15 protein-coding genes are annotated in these 16,800 nt (G+C 64.6%); 4 read left to right on the top strand and 11 right to left on the bottom strand.

From position 1 onward, the window contains the following. Positions 1-16: 16 nt before the first annotated feature. Entirely contained in the window at positions 17-952 is a 936-nt protein-coding gene (locus tag AC56DV_RS21995; protein ID WP_057155523.1) for a LysR family transcriptional regulator, read from the bottom strand. Positions 953-1,255: 303 nt separating this feature from the next. On the opposite strand from AC56DV_RS21995, the gene AC56DV_RS22000 reads away from it, so the two are divergent. Beyond that, a complete protein-coding gene (locus AC56DV_RS22000; RefSeq protein ID WP_496316345.1) occupies positions 1,256-2,548 on the top strand; it encodes a urate hydroxylase PuuD in 1,293 nt (430 codons plus the stop codon). A 23-nt stretch (positions 2,549-2,571) separates the two neighbouring features. Then, on the top strand, positions 2,572-4,206 hold the full coding sequence (locus AC56DV_RS22005) for an HAL/PAL/TAL family ammonia-lyase (RefSeq protein ID WP_496316346.1): 1,635 nt from the start codon (positions 2,572-2,574) through the stop codon (positions 4,204-4,206). 39 nt (positions 4,207-4,245) lie between these two features. On the opposite strand, the gene AC56DV_RS22010 is transcribed toward AC56DV_RS22005, so the two are convergent. The 4 genes from AC56DV_RS22010 to AC56DV_RS22025 all read right to left on the bottom strand — a co-directional run bounded on the left by AC56DV_RS22010 (position 4,246) and on the right by AC56DV_RS22025 (position 6,900). Further along, positions 4,246-4,749, bottom strand: a complete 504-nt coding sequence (locus tag AC56DV_RS22010) for a cyanophycin synthetase family protein (RefSeq protein ID WP_496316347.1) — start codon at positions 4,747-4,749, stop codon at positions 4,246-4,248. 176 nt (positions 4,750-4,925) lie between these two features. Next, positions 4,926-5,057 (bottom strand): hypothetical protein, encoded by a 132-nt coding sequence (locus tag AC56DV_RS22015; RefSeq protein ID WP_496316348.1) that lies wholly within the window; start codon positions 5,055-5,057, stop codon positions 4,926-4,928. A 296-nt stretch (positions 5,058-5,353) separates the two neighbouring features. After that, positions 5,354-5,959: a YdeI/OmpD-associated family protein gene (locus tag AC56DV_RS22020; RefSeq protein WP_496316349.1), complete on the bottom strand. Its 606-nt coding sequence runs from the start codon at positions 5,957-5,959 to the stop codon at positions 5,354-5,356. Between the two features lie 119 nt (positions 5,960-6,078). Next, complete coding sequence (locus AC56DV_RS22025; protein WP_496316350.1) at positions 6,079-6,900, bottom strand: outer envelope protein; 822 nt, start codon at positions 6,898-6,900, stop codon at positions 6,079-6,081. Positions 6,901-7,053: 153 nt separating this feature from the next. On the opposite strand from AC56DV_RS22025, the gene uraH reads away from it, so the two are divergent. After that, complete coding sequence (gene uraH, locus AC56DV_RS22030; protein ID WP_496316351.1) at positions 7,054-7,407, top strand: hydroxyisourate hydrolase; 354 nt, start codon at positions 7,054-7,056, stop codon at positions 7,405-7,407. A 23-nt stretch (positions 7,408-7,430) separates the two neighbouring features. Here the strand turns inward: uraH and purF are convergent, their stop codons facing one another. Next, positions 7,431-8,837, bottom strand: coding sequence for an amidophosphoribosyltransferase (gene purF, locus AC56DV_RS22035; RefSeq protein ID WP_496316352.1), 1,407 nt, complete (start codon positions 8,835-8,837; stop codon positions 7,431-7,433). A 185-nt stretch (positions 8,838-9,022) separates the two neighbouring features. On the opposite strand from purF, the gene guaD reads away from it, so the two are divergent. After that, on the top strand, positions 9,023-10,342 hold the full coding sequence (gene guaD / locus AC56DV_RS22040) for a guanine deaminase (RefSeq protein WP_496316353.1): 1,320 nt from the start codon (positions 9,023-9,025) through the stop codon (positions 10,340-10,342). A 115-nt stretch (positions 10,343-10,457) separates the two neighbouring features. On the opposite strand, the gene pyk is transcribed toward guaD, so the two are convergent. The 5 genes from pyk to gcl all read right to left on the bottom strand — a co-directional run bounded on the left by pyk (position 10,458) and on the right by gcl (position 16,692). Next, positions 10,458-11,879 carry a pyruvate kinase gene (gene pyk / locus AC56DV_RS22045; protein ID WP_496316354.1) on the bottom strand — a complete coding sequence of 474 codons (1,422 nt, stop codon included), beginning with the start codon at positions 11,877-11,879 and terminating at the stop codon, positions 10,458-10,460. Between the two features lie 24 nt (positions 11,880-11,903). Next, the gene (locus tag AC56DV_RS22050) at positions 11,904-13,172 is read right to left on the bottom strand and encodes a glycerate kinase type-2 family protein (protein WP_496316355.1); all 1,269 of its coding nucleotides are present in this window, start codon (positions 13,170-13,172) and stop codon (positions 11,904-11,906) included. Positions 13,173-13,244: 72 nt separating this feature from the next. Continuing rightward, a complete protein-coding gene (locus AC56DV_RS22055; protein ID WP_057155508.1) occupies positions 13,245-14,132 on the bottom strand; it encodes a 2-hydroxy-3-oxopropionate reductase in 888 nt (295 codons plus the stop codon). 27 nt (positions 14,133-14,159) lie between these two features. Continuing rightward, positions 14,160-14,939, bottom strand: a complete 780-nt coding sequence (hyi, locus tag AC56DV_RS22060) for a hydroxypyruvate isomerase (RefSeq protein ID WP_496316356.1) — start codon at positions 14,937-14,939, stop codon at positions 14,160-14,162. Positions 14,940-14,949: 10 nt separating this feature from the next. Next, positions 14,950-16,692 (bottom strand): glyoxylate carboligase, encoded by a 1,743-nt coding sequence (gcl, locus tag AC56DV_RS22065; RefSeq protein ID WP_496316357.1) that lies wholly within the window; start codon positions 16,690-16,692, stop codon positions 14,950-14,952. Positions 16,693-16,800 lie beyond the last annotated feature (108 nt).

Raw genomic sequence — 16,800 nt, forward strand, 5'->3', positions numbered from 1 at the left:
GCGTACCGGCTATAAGCTACTTCACCAGCAGGCGCGCGGCCGTGCTGACCTGCGCGCGCAGCCATTTGTGCTCGGTGGCGTGGTGGGCGCGCTCGTGCCACAGCTGGTAGAAGCGCAGCGGCGGGAACTTCACCGGCACCTTGTACGACTTCAGGCCCAGCGTGTTTTCGTAGAAGCTGGCGAACTGCTGGCCGGCCGTCAGCACCAGGTCGGTCTGCGCCACGATGTAGGGCAGCATGCGGAAGTGCGCCGACTCCACCACGATGTTGCGCTCCATGTTCTGCTGCTCCAGGAAGGCGTCGATGTTGCCGTGGTAGCCGGGCAGGATCAGCGCCGGCGCCGCGTGCGGCAAGGTCAGGTAGTCCTCGATGGTCATGCCGTCTTTCGGCGTGCGGCGCGCATAGGCGCTGTTGGCGCGCATCAGGCACACGATGGGGTCGTCGAACAGCTTGGAGATGTGCAGGTGGTGCGGCGGCTCGTCCCAGTTGGCCACCACCAGATCGAGCTCGCCGTCCGACAGCAGGCGCACATAGTCGGCGTCCGGTCCCAGCGCGTGGATCACCAGGCGGCTCTTGGGCGACTCGCGCCGCACCCGGGCGATCACCTCGGTGAAGAACTGCGTGTTCATGTAGTCCGGCGCGGCGATGTGGAAGGTGCGCGCTTCCTCCTGCGGCACGAAGGCCGTCTTGGGGCTGAACAGGCTTTCGGTCTCGTCGAGGATGCGCTTGGCCGGCTTGAGCAGGCTCTCGCCGTGTTGCGTCGGCACCATGCCGCGCCCGCCGCGCACCAGCAGCGGGTCGCCCGTGAGCTCGCGCAGCTTGCGCAGCGAGGCCGAGATGGATGGCTGCGGCTGGTTCAGTTTCAGCGCCACGCGCGAGACGTTTTTCTCGCACAGCAGCAGGTAAAGAATGCGGATCAGGTGGATGTCCAGGTGTTCTGGCAAGCGTGACATATCGGTCTCCCAAGGTTGGATATTTAAACTTATGCATAACAGAGTCGCATATCCGGGCCCGTAACAGCTATAACGGGAAACGTATGCAAGTTATATGTGCAAGTGCAGGACTCGCGCCTCCAGGACCGCTATCGTTCCACCATCCCGGCAAGAGAGGAGACACTTTCCATGGCCGGGGGCAGGTTGATGGCCACAGGCCATCACGATCGTAGCGGCGGCAGGATAACGATCGTTCCGGAGGTGACAACCTCGCTCATCTGAAGTGCCCGCCAGAGGCAGATGAACAGACTAATTGGAAAATTCATGGAAGCTTTATTCGGATCGTATGGGGTGGAGTGGCTCAATCTGCTGGTACGCTGGCTGCATTTGATCACCGGCATAGCGTGGATCGGCGCTTCGTTTTACTTTGTCTGGCTGGACAACTCGATCCGGCCGCCCAAGCCCGGCAGCCCGCTGGCCAAGGCCGGCGTCTCGGGTGAACTGTGGGCCGTGCACGGCGGCGGTTTCTACAACCCGCAAAAATACCTGGTGGCCCCGGCCGAACTGCCGTCCGACCTGCACTGGTTCAAATGGGAAGCGTATGCGACCTGGCTGAGCGGCTTCGCGATGCTGTTCATCGTCTACTACTTCAACGCCTCGGCGATGATGATCGATAAAAACGTGGCCGACCTGTCGTCCATGCAAGCCGTGGCCGTGGGCCTGGGCACGCTGGCCGGCGGCTGGATCGTCTACGACCTGCTGTGCAAATCGCCGCTGGGCGAAAAGCCCGCCGTTCTCGGCACTGTGCTGTTCGTGCTGATCGTCGCTTCGGCCTACGTGCTGACGCACACCCTGAGCGGCCGCGCCGCCTACATCCACGTTGGCGCCATGATCGGCACCATGATGGTGGGTAACGTGCTGTTCGTGATCATCCCCGGCCAGCGCAAGCTGGTGGAAGCGATGGAGAAGGGCCAGTCGCCCGACCCGATCTTCGGCAAGCGCGCCAAGGTGCGTTCGGTGCACAACAACTACTTCACGCTGCCTGTGCTGCTGATCATGATCAGCAACCACTACGCGATGACCTACAGCCACGCCTACAGCTGGCTGATCCTGGGCGCCATCATGGCTGCCGGTGTGCTGATCCGCCACTTCTTCAACCTGCGCCATGCCGGCCGCGTCTCGCTGGGCTACCCGGTTGCCGGCGTGATCCTGCTGGTGGCCGTGGCAATCGCCATTGCTCCCGCACCGCGCAAGGCGATGGCAGCGCAGCCGGCTGCCGCCACCGCTGCCGATGGCCACGGCCATGGCGCCGAAGGTGCGGCAGGTGCAGCACCGGGCGCCGCCGACATTGCCCGCTCCAGCCACGACATCAACACCGTGCAGCAAGTGATGATCGCCCGCTGCGCATCGTGCCACTCGGCCCAGCCCACGCAAGCCGGCTTCGCCTCGCCTCCGGGCGGCGTGATGCTCGACACGCCTGAGCAGACCAGGCAGCACGCCGCCAAGATCTACCAGCGCGCCGTGCAGAACAAGGACATGCCGCTGGCGAACATGACGCAGATGACCGACGCCGAACGCCAGATGATCGGCGCCTGGTTCGAGTCCGGCGCGAACTGACCCGCACACATGAAGGAATGACTATGACTACCGAAACTACCGTCATCATTGATGGCTTCAACCTGACAGCGGAGCAGGTGATCGCCGTGGCGCGCGCGCCGCACGCCAAAGTGGAGCTGGCCGCGTCCTCGCGCGCTGCGCTGAAGGAAAGCCGCGACTACATCGAATCGACCTGGATGCACGACGAAGCGCCGATGATGTACAGCTTTAACACCGGCGTCGGCCTGCTGAAGGACACCCGCATCAAGGTCGAGCACATCGAACTGTTCCAGACCCAGCTGATCATGGCCCACAGCGGCGGCATCGGCGAGCCGTTCCCGGAAGAGGTGAGCCGCGCCACCATGCTGCTGCGCGCGAACGCCTTCGCCTCCAACTACTCCGCGCCGCGCGTGGAAGTGGTGGACCGCCTGCTGGCCTTCATCAACGCCGGCATCCATCCGATCATGCCGCAAAAGGGTTCCGTCGGCGCGTCCGGCGACCTGGCGCCGCTGGCCTACCTGGCAGCCGCCATCGCCGGCTTCGACGAAGCCGAAGTGATGTACGACGGCAAACGCATGTCCGCGCCGGAAGCCATCACCAGGTCCGAAATCGGCCCGGTGAAGTTCGACCTGAAAGCGAAGGACGCATCGGCCCTGATCAACGGCTGCACCGCCTCGCTGGCCGTGGCCGTGCTGGCCACCGATGACGCGCGCAACCTGCTGACCGACGCCTGCCTGTCGCTGGGCCTGACGCTGGAAGCGATGCGCGCCGAGATGGCCGCGTTCGACCCGCGCATCCAGCAGGCGCGCCCGCACCCTGGTCAGATCAAGACCGCCAAGGTGGTGCGCAAGCTGCTCAAGGGTTCCACCCGCACCACGCACGAAGCACGCGCCGTGCAGTTCCCGGACGAGCTGCGCCGCACCGACATCCCGTACACCGCCCGCATCCAGGACGTGTACTCGCTGCGCTGCACGCCGCAAGTGTACGGTCCCGTGTTCGACGCGCTGGACTACATCGACACCATCGTGAAAAACGAGATCAACTCGGCCACCGACAACCCGCTGATCTTCGGCAAGGACGGCGGCGGTTTCGAGATCATCTCGGGCGGTAACTTCCACGGCCAGTACCTGGCGCAGGCGATGGACTTGCTGGCCATGGCCATCACGGATCTGGGCAGCATCTGCGAGCGCCGCGTGGCTCGCCTGATCGACCCGACCCTGTCGTGGGGCCTGCCGCGCAACCTGATGAGCGGCATCCGCGGCGTGAACACCGGCTACCCGGTGGTGCAATGTTCGCTGAGTTCACTGGTGATGGAAAACCGCACCCTGAGCATGCCGGGCAGCGTGGACAGCATTCCGTCCAAGGGCAACAGCGAAGACCACATCTCCAACTCGACGTGGTGCGCGCGCAAGGCCGCAACGGTGGTGCAGAACACCCAGTACATCATCGGCGTGGAAATGCTGCTGGCCGCGCAGGCGCTGACCATGACCGAAGACCTGCTGCCGGGCTTCAAGCTGGGCGAAGGCACGCAGGCCGCGTATGACGAGATCCGCAAGCAGATCCCGGCATGCCTGGATGGTGACCGCTGGTTCCACAACGACATCCAGGTGGCCCACTCCTTCGTCACCAGCGGTTCGGTGCGCGACGCGGTAGCAGGCAAGATCGGCGAGTTCGTTTAACGCCGGTAAGACGTCGTATCGTAGGGCGGGTGGAGCGGGTCAGGCAGGGGCGGCAGCCCTTGCCGTAACCCGCCGTTCCCCCGCAGCCCGCAACTGCGCCATCACCGCCGCCAGATCGACCATCCGGCCCGCGCGGACCGAGTTCACCAAATCCAGCGCCGCATTCACAGCGGCCGCAGCCACCTTCTCCATTTTGTACGGCAGCACCAGGCGATAGCGGCCCGGCATGCGCGGCAGCGCGCCGACGAAGCCCACCATCACATCGCTGCCCGACAGCCGCTGCAGCTCAAGCGTGACAGCCTGGAACAGGCGCGCCAGCTGGAACTGTCCGGCGGGCGCCGCAGCGGCATCCATCGGCCCGATGACGTTGATCAGCCGCTCCAGGCGCGGCAAATTGCCCAGCACCCTTTTCAGCTTCGCTGCGGTAGAACGCACGTCGGCCGGCGACGCGGCGGCGTCGTCCAGTTCAAGTATGCTGAGCAGGCAAGGGCGGTTGGAGTAGCGGTTTTGACCGGAGATAAAGCGTTGATCGATGATTTTCATGCATAAACCTTGATAACTGAAGCAGGCCACATTATGCAAACACCAAGATGCAAGCCACATCGGCGCACCCCCTGCCGCCATGTAAGACCAGACTGACAAGCCACCAACGCAAACCGGGCCGGCACTTTGCAGTACCGGCCCGTTCCTTATTGCCGTTTTTCTATTGCGTTAGCGGCTTACAGGCAGCAGGCCAGCATCTTCAGGCAGCATTCGATGCTCGCGCAGCAGTCCATATTGGAAGCGAATGCGACGGCGGAAGTGGCCAGCAGGGCTGCGGCTGCAGCGGTTTTGATTGCGATGGATTTCATGATGTTTCCTTGATAAATTTGAATGAATTTTATGGAGCAGGCCGTGTTCAATCTGGCGGCGTCCAGACTTCTTTCAACTGCAAGGGGAGGGCGAAGGCGGCCGCTTCGGGATAAACCGTTATCGCGGCGGGTGATGGCAGTGCGGTAATTCGGCGCCGATCATCGGCTGCACGGACGGCAGACAGCCCATCGTCGCGCACACCGTTGGCGGGCAAGCTTCCTGGCTCATGCCCGCGATCGACAGATATTACGCGGAGGCTCGGCCAGCGCTTCGGCCACTGCTTGGGCTACTCAAGTCAGCATTTTTCGTATTTCCAGTTGCGGGACTTGCCCTCTGCGATCCATTCGACCGCTTGTTCCAGCCGGCGCAGACGGGTAGCCTCGGTCCTGGCCTCCTCCATCCAATCCACGTAGTCGCGTTTCTTGCTGTTGCTGAAGGCGTTGAAATTGTCGAGTGCCGGCTGCTGCAGCGCCAGCGCTGCCGTCAGATACTCCGGCACCACCAGCTCGCGCGGCGCGGCAAGCTTGGCGCGCGCGGGCGCTTTCACGCCGTCGTCGTTGAGCTTCATCGCTTTCCTGACGTAAGACTCCAGCGTCCTCTTCGGCGGCAGATCCTTGACCGACGTGATGCGGCCGAACTGGCCCATGGCTTCCTGCGTCTTCGCATCCGCCTCGGCCACCAGCAGCTCGCCCTTCCAGAAGCCGAAAGTGCAATGCGCCTTGAACGACGCCATGCTGCACAACATGCCGTTGTACTGGAAGTGCGGGAAGCTCCACTTCATGGTCTCTTCCACGTCCGGGCAAGCCGCATGCACCACGGCGCGCAGGTGCTCCAGGATGGGCTGGGCGAATTCAGCGGACTTGGCGATATACGCGTCTATGCGCGGGTCCAGGGTAGGCATGGCGGCTCTCGGTGACTTTCGGTAGGAGCAATATAACCAAGCGTGTGCCGCCAGTCCAGTCCCGGGGCGCCTTTGGCCGAGCCAGCCCCGCAGGGCTGGCTGGATTGCTGCCGATAAGCTTAGAAGTGGTACTCGGCGCGGACCATCGGGGTCTTGGCCGTGGCGCCCGGCACGTTGTGCGGGTTGCCGAATTTGTTGCGCCAGTATTGGTACTCCAGGCCCACGCGCAGCGTGTTCGGTTTCAGGCCTGCGGCGCCGCTCAGGTCATACATGATTTGCGCGTCGAAGTTGATTTCAGGCGCGGTCGGGCCGCCGAATTCGTTCTTGCCCTTGTGGCCGATCCAGTTGGTGTAGCCTTCGAACGACCAGCCCGATTTGCCCAGCGGGATGCCCCACGAGGCGTTCAGCATCGCGTGCGTGTCGTAGCTGTAACGGCTGGCCACGCCCAGCGGATGGTTGCTTTCCCAGACCGCCAGCAGGCTCAGGTTCAGGAAGCCAGGCACGTCCAGCATCAGCGTAGGACCGGCCACCAGCATGTGCTTCTTGGAGTCGTAGCTGTTGTCGTTCTTGGTGTTCCAGTCGAAGCCGGCGGTGAAGCCCAGGCCGCGCACCGGACCGTATTTGAATTCCTTGCCGCTCACTTTCCCCAGGTCCAGCGTGTGGCGATACAGCACATAGGCTTCCTGCGCGTTGGCGTCGTCGCCGTCCGAGTTCAGGAAGTCCACGTTGAAGTAATTGCTGCCGTACTTGTAGCCGCTGGCGTGCGTCACGTTCAGGATGTGTTTTTCCAGATCCTTGGTGTTGTACGGCTCGGCGAAGCGGGTGCCGTAGCGGTAGCCGATGGAGGTGTCGCTCCAGTCGGCCGCGCTGGCCTGCTGCATGCCCGTGGCGAAAGCCAGTACGGCCACTGCGCCGGCGGCGCCTACTCGAAATGCGTTCATATTGCGTCTCCCTCTTTTATTGTATTGGAGGCCCGATTATGTCCGCCGGGGTCATGGTTGTTATCCGTTGCCGCGTATATCCGCCAGTACTGTGCCGTATATGATTTTCATACAGGAGTTCCTGTTTCAACCCTATAAAGAAAGCGAGACACTATGGGCAAGCTGAGTACACACGTTTTGGACATCACGCAGGGCAAGCCTGGCGCAGGCGTACAGGTGAAGCTGTACCGCGTGGACGGCGGCGAGAAAGTGTTGTTAAAGGCAGACACGACCAACCAGGACGGCCGCTGCGAACAGCCCTTGCTGTTCGGCGATGAAGTCCAGATCGGCAAATACGAACTGGTGTTCGGCGCCGGCGACTACTTCGCCGCGCAAGGCGTGACCGTGCCGACGCCGCGCTTCATCGATGAAGTGGTGATCGCCTTCGGCATCGCGGACGCGGGCCAGAACTACCACGTGCCTATCGTGGTGTCGCCCTGGGCCTACTCGACGTATCGCGGCAGCTAATCACGGGAGCTAATCGCCGGCAGCTAAGCAGCGTCGAAGCAGGACGTCTCTAGCTGCTGCAAGGCTGGAGACGCGCTGGCGATGGCGGCCTTCAGCGCCGGCAAGGTCTGGAATACCAGCGCGTCCGCCGTCACCGTGCGGCGCATCTCTTCGCGCGTGCCGCCCATGGCGGCGGGCTTGCGGCGCGCGGGCCAGTCCACGCCGTACACGTTGGGATGCAGCACCGGCGGCGCGGTTGACGCTAGCGCCACATAGCTCGCGCCCGCGTTGCGCGCCAGCTGCACCACCTCGCGGCTGCTCGCGCCGTCCACGATGGCGTCTTCCACCAGCAGCATGCGCTTGCCCTTGAACTCAGCCGCGATGGCGTTCAGCCGCTGGCTCACCGCGCGCCTGGCTGCGCCGGCGGGCAGCTCGAAGCTGCGGCCCGGGTAGCGGTTCTGGATAAAGCCCTCCCGGTAGTCGATGCCCAGCTTGAGCGCGAGCTGGATGGCGGCGGGGCGCGAGATATCGTCCACCGGCATCACCACGTCGATGGCTGCCGTATCAAGTTCGCTGCGCACCTGTTCTGCCAGCAGTTCGCCCAGCTTCAGGCGCGCCGCATAGACCGAGGCGCCGTCGATCACCGAATCGGGCCGCGCCAGGCTGACGAATTCGAACGCGCTGGGGCGGGCAGCGGGGCGGGGCGCCTGCGCGCCGGCCACCAGCTGGCGTGCCGACAGCGTGCCGGCCGTGCCGATGAAGACCGCCTCGCCCGGCGCCACGTCGCGCAGGAAGCGGAAGCCCATGCCTTCCAATGCCACCGACTCGCTGGCCAGCATATACTCGGTGCCCCCTGCGGACTCCCGCACGCCCAGGCACAGCGGCCGCACGCCCAGCGGATCTCGGAACGCCAGCAAGCCCTGGCCGGCGATCTGCGCCACCGCAGCATACGAACCCTGCACGCGTGGCTGCAGCGCCGCCACGGCCGCGAACAGCGCATTCGCGGAGAAGCTGGCGCCTTTGCTGGCCGCATGCAGCTCATGCGCCAGCACGTTCAGCAGCACCTCGGCGTCGGACGCGGTGTTCATATGGCGGCGGCCCGCCACCGACAGCTCCGCGCGCAAGGCGTCGCCGTTGCTCAGCCAGCCGTTCTGCGCCAGCGTGATGCCGAAAGGCGCGTTCACATAGAAGGGCTGCGCCTCCTCGTCGCACGACGGACCGTAAGCCGCGCAACTGCAATGGCCGATGCCCGCGTTGCCGCGCAGCGAACGCATATTGCGGGTGCGGAAAACGTCCGTCACCAGTCCGTTCGCCTTATGCATGGCGAACACGCTGTCGTTATCGGTAGCGATGCCTGCGGCCTGCTGGCCGCGATGCTGCAGCAACAGCAGCGTATCGTAAATGGTTTGATTTGCAGGGGCGTGCGTAACCACGCCGACGATGCCACACATGGTCGGACTCCTCGAAATTACAAGCGAGACAGTACCGCGCAACGCCGCAGGGCAGGCGGGCGCCGCATGCATAGCGCCCATAACGGCAGCGATATGAATCCGCGCATACCGGGTGATAGCCTCTCATGGCATGTGGTCAGAGTTCGTCTAACCCTGCCGCCCTCCATCCAACTACCGATGCAATCATGAATACAATACCAAACGAGACAAACGTGAAGGCCTTCCGCGCCAGCATTCTGCACTTCACTGCTGACCCTGCGCTCAACGACCAGGCCCACCGCTGGCATGAAGACGGCCTGCTGGTCATTGAAGACGGCCGCGTGCAAGCGGCGGGCGACTACGAGCAGCTCAAGAACACGCTGCCGGCCGGCGCCCTGGTGCGCGATTACCGCGGCAAGATCATCATGCCCGGCTTCATCGACACCCACATCCACTACCCGCAGACCGACATGATCGCCTCGCCGGCGCCGGGCCTGCTGCCATGGCTGGACACCTACACCTTCCCGACCGAGAGCCAGTTCAAGGACCCCGGACATGCGCGCGGCGTGGCCGATTTCTTCCTCGACGAGCTGCTGCGCTGCGGCACCACCACCGCCATGGTCTACTGCACCGTGCATCCCGAGTCGGTGGACGCCTTCTTCGGCGCCAGCGGGCAGCGCAACCTGCGCATGGCGGCCGGCAAGGTGATGATGGACCGGAACTGCCCCGACTTCCTGCAGGACACCGCAGAGAGCGGCGCGCGCGACAGCGAAGAGCTGATCAAGCGCTGGCACAACAAGGGCCGCAATATGTACGCGCTCACGCCGCGCTTCGCGCCAACCTCCACCGAAGCGCAACTGCAACTGGCGGGCGAACTGGCGCAAGCCTACCCGGACACCTTCGTGCAGACCCACGTGGCCGAGAACACCGACGAAGTGGCCTGGGTGCAGTCCTTGTTCCCGAAAGCGCGCAGCTACCTGGACGTGTACGACCAGTACGGCATGCTGCGCCCGCGTTCCATGTACGCGCACTGCATCTGGCTCGACAACGAAGACCGCGCGCGCATGGCCGCCACCGGCGCCGCCGTGTCGATGTGCGCCACCTCCAACTTGTTCCTCGGCAGCGGCCTGTTCGACTTCGCCGGCGCCGACAAGGCCAAGGTGGCCTTGTCGCTGGCGACCGACGTCGGCGGCGGCACGTCCTTCTCCATGCTGCAAACGATGAACGAGACCTACAAAGTGGCGCGCATGGGCGGCACCTACATGCCTGCGTTGCGCATGTTCTACCTGGCCACGCTGGGCGGCGCGCGCAGCATGCGGCTGGAAGGCACGATCGGTAATTTCGTGGCCGGCGCCGAAGCCGACTTCATCGTGGTCGACCCGAAAGCCACGCCGCTGCTCGAACGCCGCACCACGCGCACCAACAGCCTGGAAGAGCTGCTGTTCGCGCTGGCCCTGCTGGGCGACGACCGAGCCATCAGCGCCACCTACGCCGCCGGCAAGCAAGTCCACCAGCGCGGAGAATAGAAAAAAGAAAGCCGGCAAACGCCGGCTTTTTTCGAATCTGTTGCAGTTCGTCAAAATGGGGTCAGGGTTAATATTGCAAAAATAATTAACCCTGACCCCATTTTGGTTTGCGGCATTATTGCGGCCAGATTTCGGCGAGGCGCAGGAGGTTGGTGGTGCCGGCCTGGCCGAACGGGGTGCCGGCGGCGATGGCGATCTGGTCGCCGGTCTTGACGAAGCCTTCGCGCAGCGCCGTGCGGCAGGCTGCCGCCACCATCTCGTCCACGCTGTGCACGTCCGCGCTCACGGTGCTGTGCACGCCCCAGGCCAGCGCCAGGCGGCGCGCGGTGTCGCGGTTGGGGGTGATGCTGACGATCGGCGCGGCAGGCCGCTCGCGCGCGGCGCGCAGGCTGCTGTGGCCGGAGGTGGTGTAGGTTACCGTGGCCACTACGCCGATGATCTGCGTGACGTCGCGCAGCGCGGCGCAGATGGCGTCGCCCTTGGTCGGCAGCGGCGCTTCGTGCTGGGCGTCGATCAGCGCCTGGTAATATGGGTCGCGCTCCACTTCGGAGATGATGCGGTTCATGATGGCGACCGCCTGCACCGGATACGCGCCGCTGGCCGATTCGGCCGACAGCATCACCGCGTCCGCGCCTTCGTACACGGCGTTGGCGACGTCGGACGCTTCGGCGCGGGTCGGCACCGGGGCGCTGATCATCGATTCGAGCATCTGCGTGGCCACCACCACCGGCTTGCCGTGCTTGCGGCACATGCGCACGATGCGTTTCTGCACGCCGGGCACGCGCTCGGGCGGCAGTTCCACGCCCAGGTCGCCGCGGGCGACCATCACGGCGTCCGACGCGGTGACGATTTCTTCCAGCCGGTCCAGCGCGGCCGGCTTTTCCAGCTTGGACAGCACGCCGGCGCGGCCCTTGACGATGGCTTGCGCTTCCTTCACGTCTTCCGGGCGCTGCACGAACGACAGCGCGATCCAGTCCACGCCCAGGTCGAGCGCGAAGTCCAGGTCCTGGCGGTCTTTGAGGGTCAGCGCGGGAATCGGCAGCACGGCGTCCGGCACGTTCACGCCTTTGCGGTCGGACAGCACGCCGCTGTTGACCACGCGGGTGCGGATGATGCTGTCGTCGCTGGCCAGCACTTCGAGGCGGATCTTGCCGTCGTCCAGCAGCAGCGATTGGCCTGCGGTGACTGCGGCGAACAGTTCGGGGTGCGGCAGGCACACGCGCGTGGCGTCGCCCTGGTCCGGATTCTGGTCCAGCACGAATTCGGCGCCGGCGCTGACGCTGACCTTGCCGCCGCTGAACTGGCCGATGCGCAGCTTGGGGCCTTGCAGGTCGGCCAGGATGGCGATCGGGCGGCCCAGTTCCTGTTCGATATCGCGCACGATGTCGTAGCGCAGCTTGTGGTCGGCGTGGCTGCCGTGGCTGAAGTTGAAGCGGAATACGTCGGCGCCCGCTTCGAACAGCGCCTTGATGGTGCTGCGTTCGGAGCTGGCTGGGCCCAGGGTGGCCACTATTTTGGCTTTACGTTCACGGCGCATGGTTGGTCTCCTATTGTGTGGGTGCTACAGGATGAGGATGGCGCGGAAGTCGTTGACGTTGGTGCGGGTGGGGCCGCTCACCACCAGGTCGTCCAGCGCGCCGAAGAAGCTGTAGGCGTCGTTGTTGGCCAGCAGGGCTTTGCCGCTGATGCCCATGGCTTCGGCGCGCGCCAGCGTGCCGGGCGCGTACAGGGCGCCGGCGTTGTCTTCGGAGCCGTCGATGCCGTCGGTGTCGCAGGCGATGGCGTGCACGCCGGGCGCCGAGTCCAGAGCCAGCGCGAGGCTGAGCAGGAACTCGACGTTGCGCCCGCCGCGGCCGTTGCCGCGCACTGTCACCGTGGTTTCGCCGCCGGACAGGATCACGCAGGGCCGCTGGAACGGCTGGCCGCGCGCGATGACCTGGCGCGCCAGGGCGGCGTGCATCAGGCCGATGTCGCGCGCTTCGCCTTCGATGCCGTCGGACAGGATGTAAGGGGTGATGCCGGCGTCGCGCGCCTTCTCGGCCGCCGCTTCCAGCGCGTCCTGCGCGGTGGCGATGACGTGGTGGCTGTTGCGCTCGAAGCGCGGGTCGCCCGGTTTCGGCGTTTCGCTGGCGGGCGATTCGAGGTGGGCGTGCACGCTTTGCGGGATGTCGATTTTGTACTTGCGCAGGATGGCGAGGGCTTCGGCGCTGGTGGTTGCGTCCTGCAGCGTGGGGCCGCTGGCGATCACGCGCGGGTCGTCGCCGGGCACGTCGGAGATCAGCAGCGTGACCACGCGCGCTTTGCCGCAGGCCAGCGCCAGGCGGCCGCCTTTGATGGCGGACAGGTGCTTGCGCACGCAGTTCATTTCGCCGATGGCGGCGCCGCTGCGCAGCAGGGCTTTGTTCAGTGCCTGTTTTTCTGCCAGTGTGATGCCTTCGGCGGGCAGGGCGAGCAGGGCGGAGCCGCCGCCGGAGATCAGGCACAGCACCAGGTCGTTCTCGGTCAGGCCTTGCACCATGTCCAGCATGCGCGCGGCGGCTTTCTGGCCGGCTTCGTCGGGCACGGGGTGCGAGGCTTCGACCACTTCGATCTGTTCGGTCCTGGCGCCGTGGCCGTAGCGGGTGACGACCAGGCCGGACAAGGGGCCGTTCCAGTTGCGCTCAACCGCTTCCGCCATCGCCGCCGCGCCTTTGCCTGCGCCGATGACGAGGGTTCTGCCGTTGACGGGGGGCTGCGGCAGGAATTCCGGTAGCAGCGTGCGCGGATGCACGGCGTTGATGGCCGTGTTGTACAGGTCGAGCAAGAACTGGCGAGGGTCTGGAACGGACATGATGGGGTTTCTTTCTTCGTTGATTCTGGGACGGGCGGACCCTCGCGCGTGCGGGGCCCGCCGTTGCGCGGTTTAACCCTGCGCGATCTTATGGTTGGACATCAGTTCGATGGCCTGGCACAGCGCGGAGTGGTCGAGGCCCGACAGGCCGTTGGCGGCGCAGGCGTTCATCAGTTCCTGGGTGTTGGCGGTGTTGGGCAGCGATACGCCCAGCTGCTTGGCGCCTTGCAGGGCCAGGTTCAAATCCTTCTGGTGCAGCTGGATGCGGAAGCCCGGGTTGAATGAACGCTTGACCATGCGCTCGCCGTGCACTTCCAGGATGCGCGAGGAGGCGAAGCCGCCCATCAGCGCTTCGCGCACCTTGGCCGGGTCGGCGCCGGCCTTGGAGGCGAACAGCAGCGCTTCTGCCACGGCCTGGATGTTCAGCGCCACGATGATCTGGTTGGCCACCTTGGTGGTCTGGCCGTCGCCGTTGCCGCCGACCAGCGTGATGTTCTTGCCCATCAGGTCGAACAGCGGCTTGACGGTGTCGAACGCTTCGGCCGGGCCGCCCACCATGATGGTCAGCGAGGCCGCCTTGGCGCCAACTTCGCCGCCGGAGACCGGCGCGTCCAGGTAGGCGCAGCTTTTCTTGTTGATCTTCTTGGCGAATTCCTTGGTGGCGATGGGCGAGATGGAGCTCATGTCGACCACGATCTTGCCGGCCGTGAGGCCTGCCGCCACGCCGTTTTCGGCGAACAGCGCTTCTTCAACGTGCGGGGTGTCCGGCACCATCAGGAAGATGATGTCGGCGCGCTTGGCCACTTCGGCGGCCGAGGTGCACACGGTGGCGCCGCCGTCGATCAGGTTGGCCGGCGGGTTCTTGATGTCGTGCAGGTACAGTTTGTGGCCGCCGGCTTGCAGGTGGCCGGCCATAGGGGCGCCCATGATGCCCAGTCCGATGAATCCGAGGTTTGCCATGATATTTTCTCCTAGTGGTTTTTAACGTTATGCGGCCAGCCTGGTAATCCAGCCCAGGCCTTCTTCGGTGCCGTTTTGCGGCTTGTACTCGCAGCCGATCCAGCCGTCGTAGCCGATCTGGTCCAGGTAGTTCAGCAGGTAGCGGTAGTTGATTTCGCCCGTGCCCGGCTCGAAGCGGCCCGGATTGTCGGCCAGCTGGATGTGCTTGATGACGGACTGGTTGGCCTTGATGGTGTTGGCCAGTTCGCCTTCCATGCGCTGCATGTGATAGATGTCGTATTGCAGGAACAGGTTGTCCGAACCCACCGCTTCGATCAGTTCCAGGCCCTGGCGGGTGCCCGACAGGAAGAAGCCGGGGATATCGAAGGTGTTGATCGGCTCGATCAGCAGCGGGATGCCGGCTTTCTTCAGCGCGGCTGCCGCGAACTTCAGGTTGCGCACCAGCGTGTCCTGCGCCTTGGCGCGCTCCACGCTGGGCGGCAGGATGCCGACCAGGCAGTTGACGCGCTGCGTGCCCAGCGCCTTGGCGTAGCGCAGCGCGTTCTCAACGCCTTGCTCGAACTCGGCTACCCGGTCCGGCAGGCAGGCGATGCCGCGTTCGCCGCTGGCCCACTGGCCGGCCGGCAGGTTGTGCAGCACCATCTCCAGCTGGAACTGGTGCAGTTTCTCGGACAGCTGTTCCGGCTCGAAGTCGTACGGGAACAGGAACTCCACGCCCTTGAAGCCGGCGCGCGAGGCGGCGCCGAAGCGGTCCAGGAAGTGCAGTTCGTTGAACAGCATGGTGAGGTTGGCGGCGAATTTTGGCATGTTCTACTCCTTACGCGACATCGAGGACGTCGTTGAATTCATTGATGGCGTTGATCTCGGTACCCATGGCGATGTTGGTCACGCGCTCCAGGATGATCTCGACCACCACCGGCACGCTGAATTGCGCCATCAGTTCGCGGGCCTTCTCGAACGCAGGAATGATGTCGTCCGGCTTGTGCACGCGGATCGCCTTGCAGCCCAGGCCTTCGACCACGGCCACGTGGTCCACGCCGTAGCCGTTCAGTTCCGGCGCATTGACGTTCTCGAAGGCCAGCTGCACGCAGTAGTCCATGTCGAAGCCGCGCTGCGACTGGCGGATCAGACCCAGGTAGCTGTTATTCACCAGCACGTGGATGTAGGGCAGCTTGAATTGCGCGCCCACGGCCAGTTCTTCGATCAGGAACTGGAAGTCGTAGTCGCCTGAAATCGCCACGATGTCGGTGGTCGGGTCGGCGGCCCGCACACCTAGCGCGGCAGGGATGGTCCAGCCCAGCGGGCCGGCCTGGCCGCAGTTGATCCAGTTGCGCGGCTGGTACACGTGCAGGAACTGCGCGGCGGCGATCTGCGACAGGCCGATGGCGGATACGTAGCGGGTGTTGCGGCCGAAGTAGTTGTTCATCTCTTCGTACACACGCAGCGGCTTGACCGGCACCTCGTCGTAGTGGGTCTTGCGCAGCATGGTGCGCTTGCGTTCCTGGCACTGGTGTACCCAGCCGGTGCGGTCCTTCAGCTTGCCGGCCGCTTTCCATTCCTTGGCCACTTCCACCAGCAGTTCCAGCGCGTAGCCGGCGTCCGATACGATGCCCAGGTCCGGGCCGAACACGCGGCCGATCTGGGTCGGCTCGATGTCGATGTGGACGAAGCTGCGGTCGGCGGTGAACACGTCCACCGAGCCGGTGTGGCGGTTGGCCCAGCGGTTGCCGATGCCGATCATGAAGTCGGACGCCAGCACGGTGGCGTTGCCGTAGCGGTGCGAGGTCTGCAGGCCGGCCATGCCTGCCATCAGCGGGTGGTCGTCGGGGATGGTGCCCCAGCCCATCAGGGTCGGGATCACCGGCACGTTGACGATCTCGGCGAATTCCTGCAGCAGCGCGGAAGCGTTGGCGTTGATGATGCCGCCGCCGGCGGTGATCAGCGGCTTGTCGGCATCGTTCAGCATGCCCAGCGCTTTTTCAACCTGGGCGCGGGTGGCGCGCGGCTTGTACACTTCCATCGGCTCGTAGGTTTCAGGATCGAACTCGATCTGCGCCATCATCACGTCGAACGGCAGGTCGATCAGCACCGGGCCCGGACGGCCGGAGCGCATCAGGTGGAAGGCTTGCTGGAAGGCGCGCGGCACCTGGGCCGGTTCCAGCACGGTGGTGGCCCACTTGGTGACCGGTTTGGCGATGGACGAAATGTCGACCGCCTGGAAGTCTTCCTTGTGCATGCGGGCGCGCGGCGCCTGGCCGGTAATGCACAGGATGGGAATCGAGTCCGCCTGGGCCGAGTACAGGCCGGTGATCATGTCGGTGCCGGCGGGACCGGAGGTGCCGATGCAGACGCCAATGTTGCCGGCGGCGGCGCGGGTGTATCCTTCAGCCATGTGCGAGGCGCCTTCCACGTGGCGGCCCAGGATGTGCTTGATGCTGCCGTTCTTTTTCAGCGCCGCGTACAGCGGGTTGATGGCCGCGCCCGGGACGCCGAATGCGACCGAAATGCCTTCTTTTTGCAGTACATGGACCGCCGCTTCGGCTGCCGTCATCTTTGCCATGGTGTTCTCCTCGAGTGATGTGCAAATACCGTTGTTGATGTTTTGTATGCTATAGGCGATCTCCCCGCTTGATAAGACAACAAAATATCCGTTTATTCGATACTCTGA

The organism is Massilia sp. BGA-UO-ETr-WB1, assembly GCF_059567845.1.

What these genes read in the sequence shown, in the direction of transcription:
- AC56DV_RS22025 (WP_496316350.1), bottom strand. Translation starts at nt 6,900, where the DNA reads ATGAACGCATTTCGAGTAGGCGCCGCCGGCGCAGTGGCCGTACTGGCT.
- AC56DV_RS21995 (WP_057155523.1), bottom strand. Translation starts at nt 952, where the DNA reads ATGTCACGCTTGCCAGAACACCTGGACATCCACCTGATCCGCATTCTT.
- hyi (WP_496316356.1), bottom strand. Translation starts at nt 14,939, where the DNA reads ATGCCAAAATTCGCCGCCAACCTCACCATGCTGTTCAACGAACTGCAC.
- AC56DV_RS22010 (WP_496316347.1), bottom strand. Translation starts at nt 4,749, where the DNA reads ATGAAAATCATCGATCAACGCTTTATCTCCGGTCAAAACCGCTACTCC.
- AC56DV_RS22020 (WP_496316349.1), bottom strand. Translation starts at nt 5,959, where the DNA reads ATGCCTACCCTGGACCCGCGCATAGACGCGTATATCGCCAAGTCCGCT.
- AC56DV_RS22000 (WP_496316345.1), top strand. Translation starts at nt 1,256, where the DNA reads ATGGAAGCTTTATTCGGATCGTATGGGGTGGAGTGGCTCAATCTGCTG.
- gcl (WP_496316357.1), bottom strand. Translation starts at nt 16,692, where the DNA reads ATGGCAAAGATGACGGCAGCCGAAGCGGCGGTCCATGTACTGCAAAAA.
- purF (WP_496316352.1), bottom strand. Translation starts at nt 8,837, where the DNA reads ATGTGTGGCATCGTCGGCGTGGTTACGCACGCCCCTGCAAATCAAACC.
- AC56DV_RS22055 (WP_057155508.1), bottom strand. Translation starts at nt 14,132, where the DNA reads ATGGCAAACCTCGGATTCATCGGACTGGGCATCATGGGCGCCCCTATG.
- AC56DV_RS22050 (WP_496316355.1), bottom strand. Translation starts at nt 13,172, where the DNA reads ATGTCCGTTCCAGACCCTCGCCAGTTCTTGCTCGACCTGTACAACACG.
- AC56DV_RS22015 (WP_496316348.1), bottom strand. Translation starts at nt 5,057, where the DNA reads ATGAAATCCATCGCAATCAAAACCGCTGCAGCCGCAGCCCTGCTGGCC.
- uraH (WP_496316351.1), top strand. Translation starts at nt 7,054, where the DNA reads ATGGGCAAGCTGAGTACACACGTTTTGGACATCACGCAGGGCAAGCCT.
- guaD (WP_496316353.1), top strand. Translation starts at nt 9,023, where the DNA reads ATGAATACAATACCAAACGAGACAAACGTGAAGGCCTTCCGCGCCAGC.
- pyk (WP_496316354.1), bottom strand. Translation starts at nt 11,879, where the DNA reads ATGCGCCGTGAACGTAAAGCCAAAATAGTGGCCACCCTGGGCCCAGCC.
- AC56DV_RS22005 (WP_496316346.1), top strand. Translation starts at nt 2,572, where the DNA reads ATGACTACCGAAACTACCGTCATCATTGATGGCTTCAACCTGACAGCG.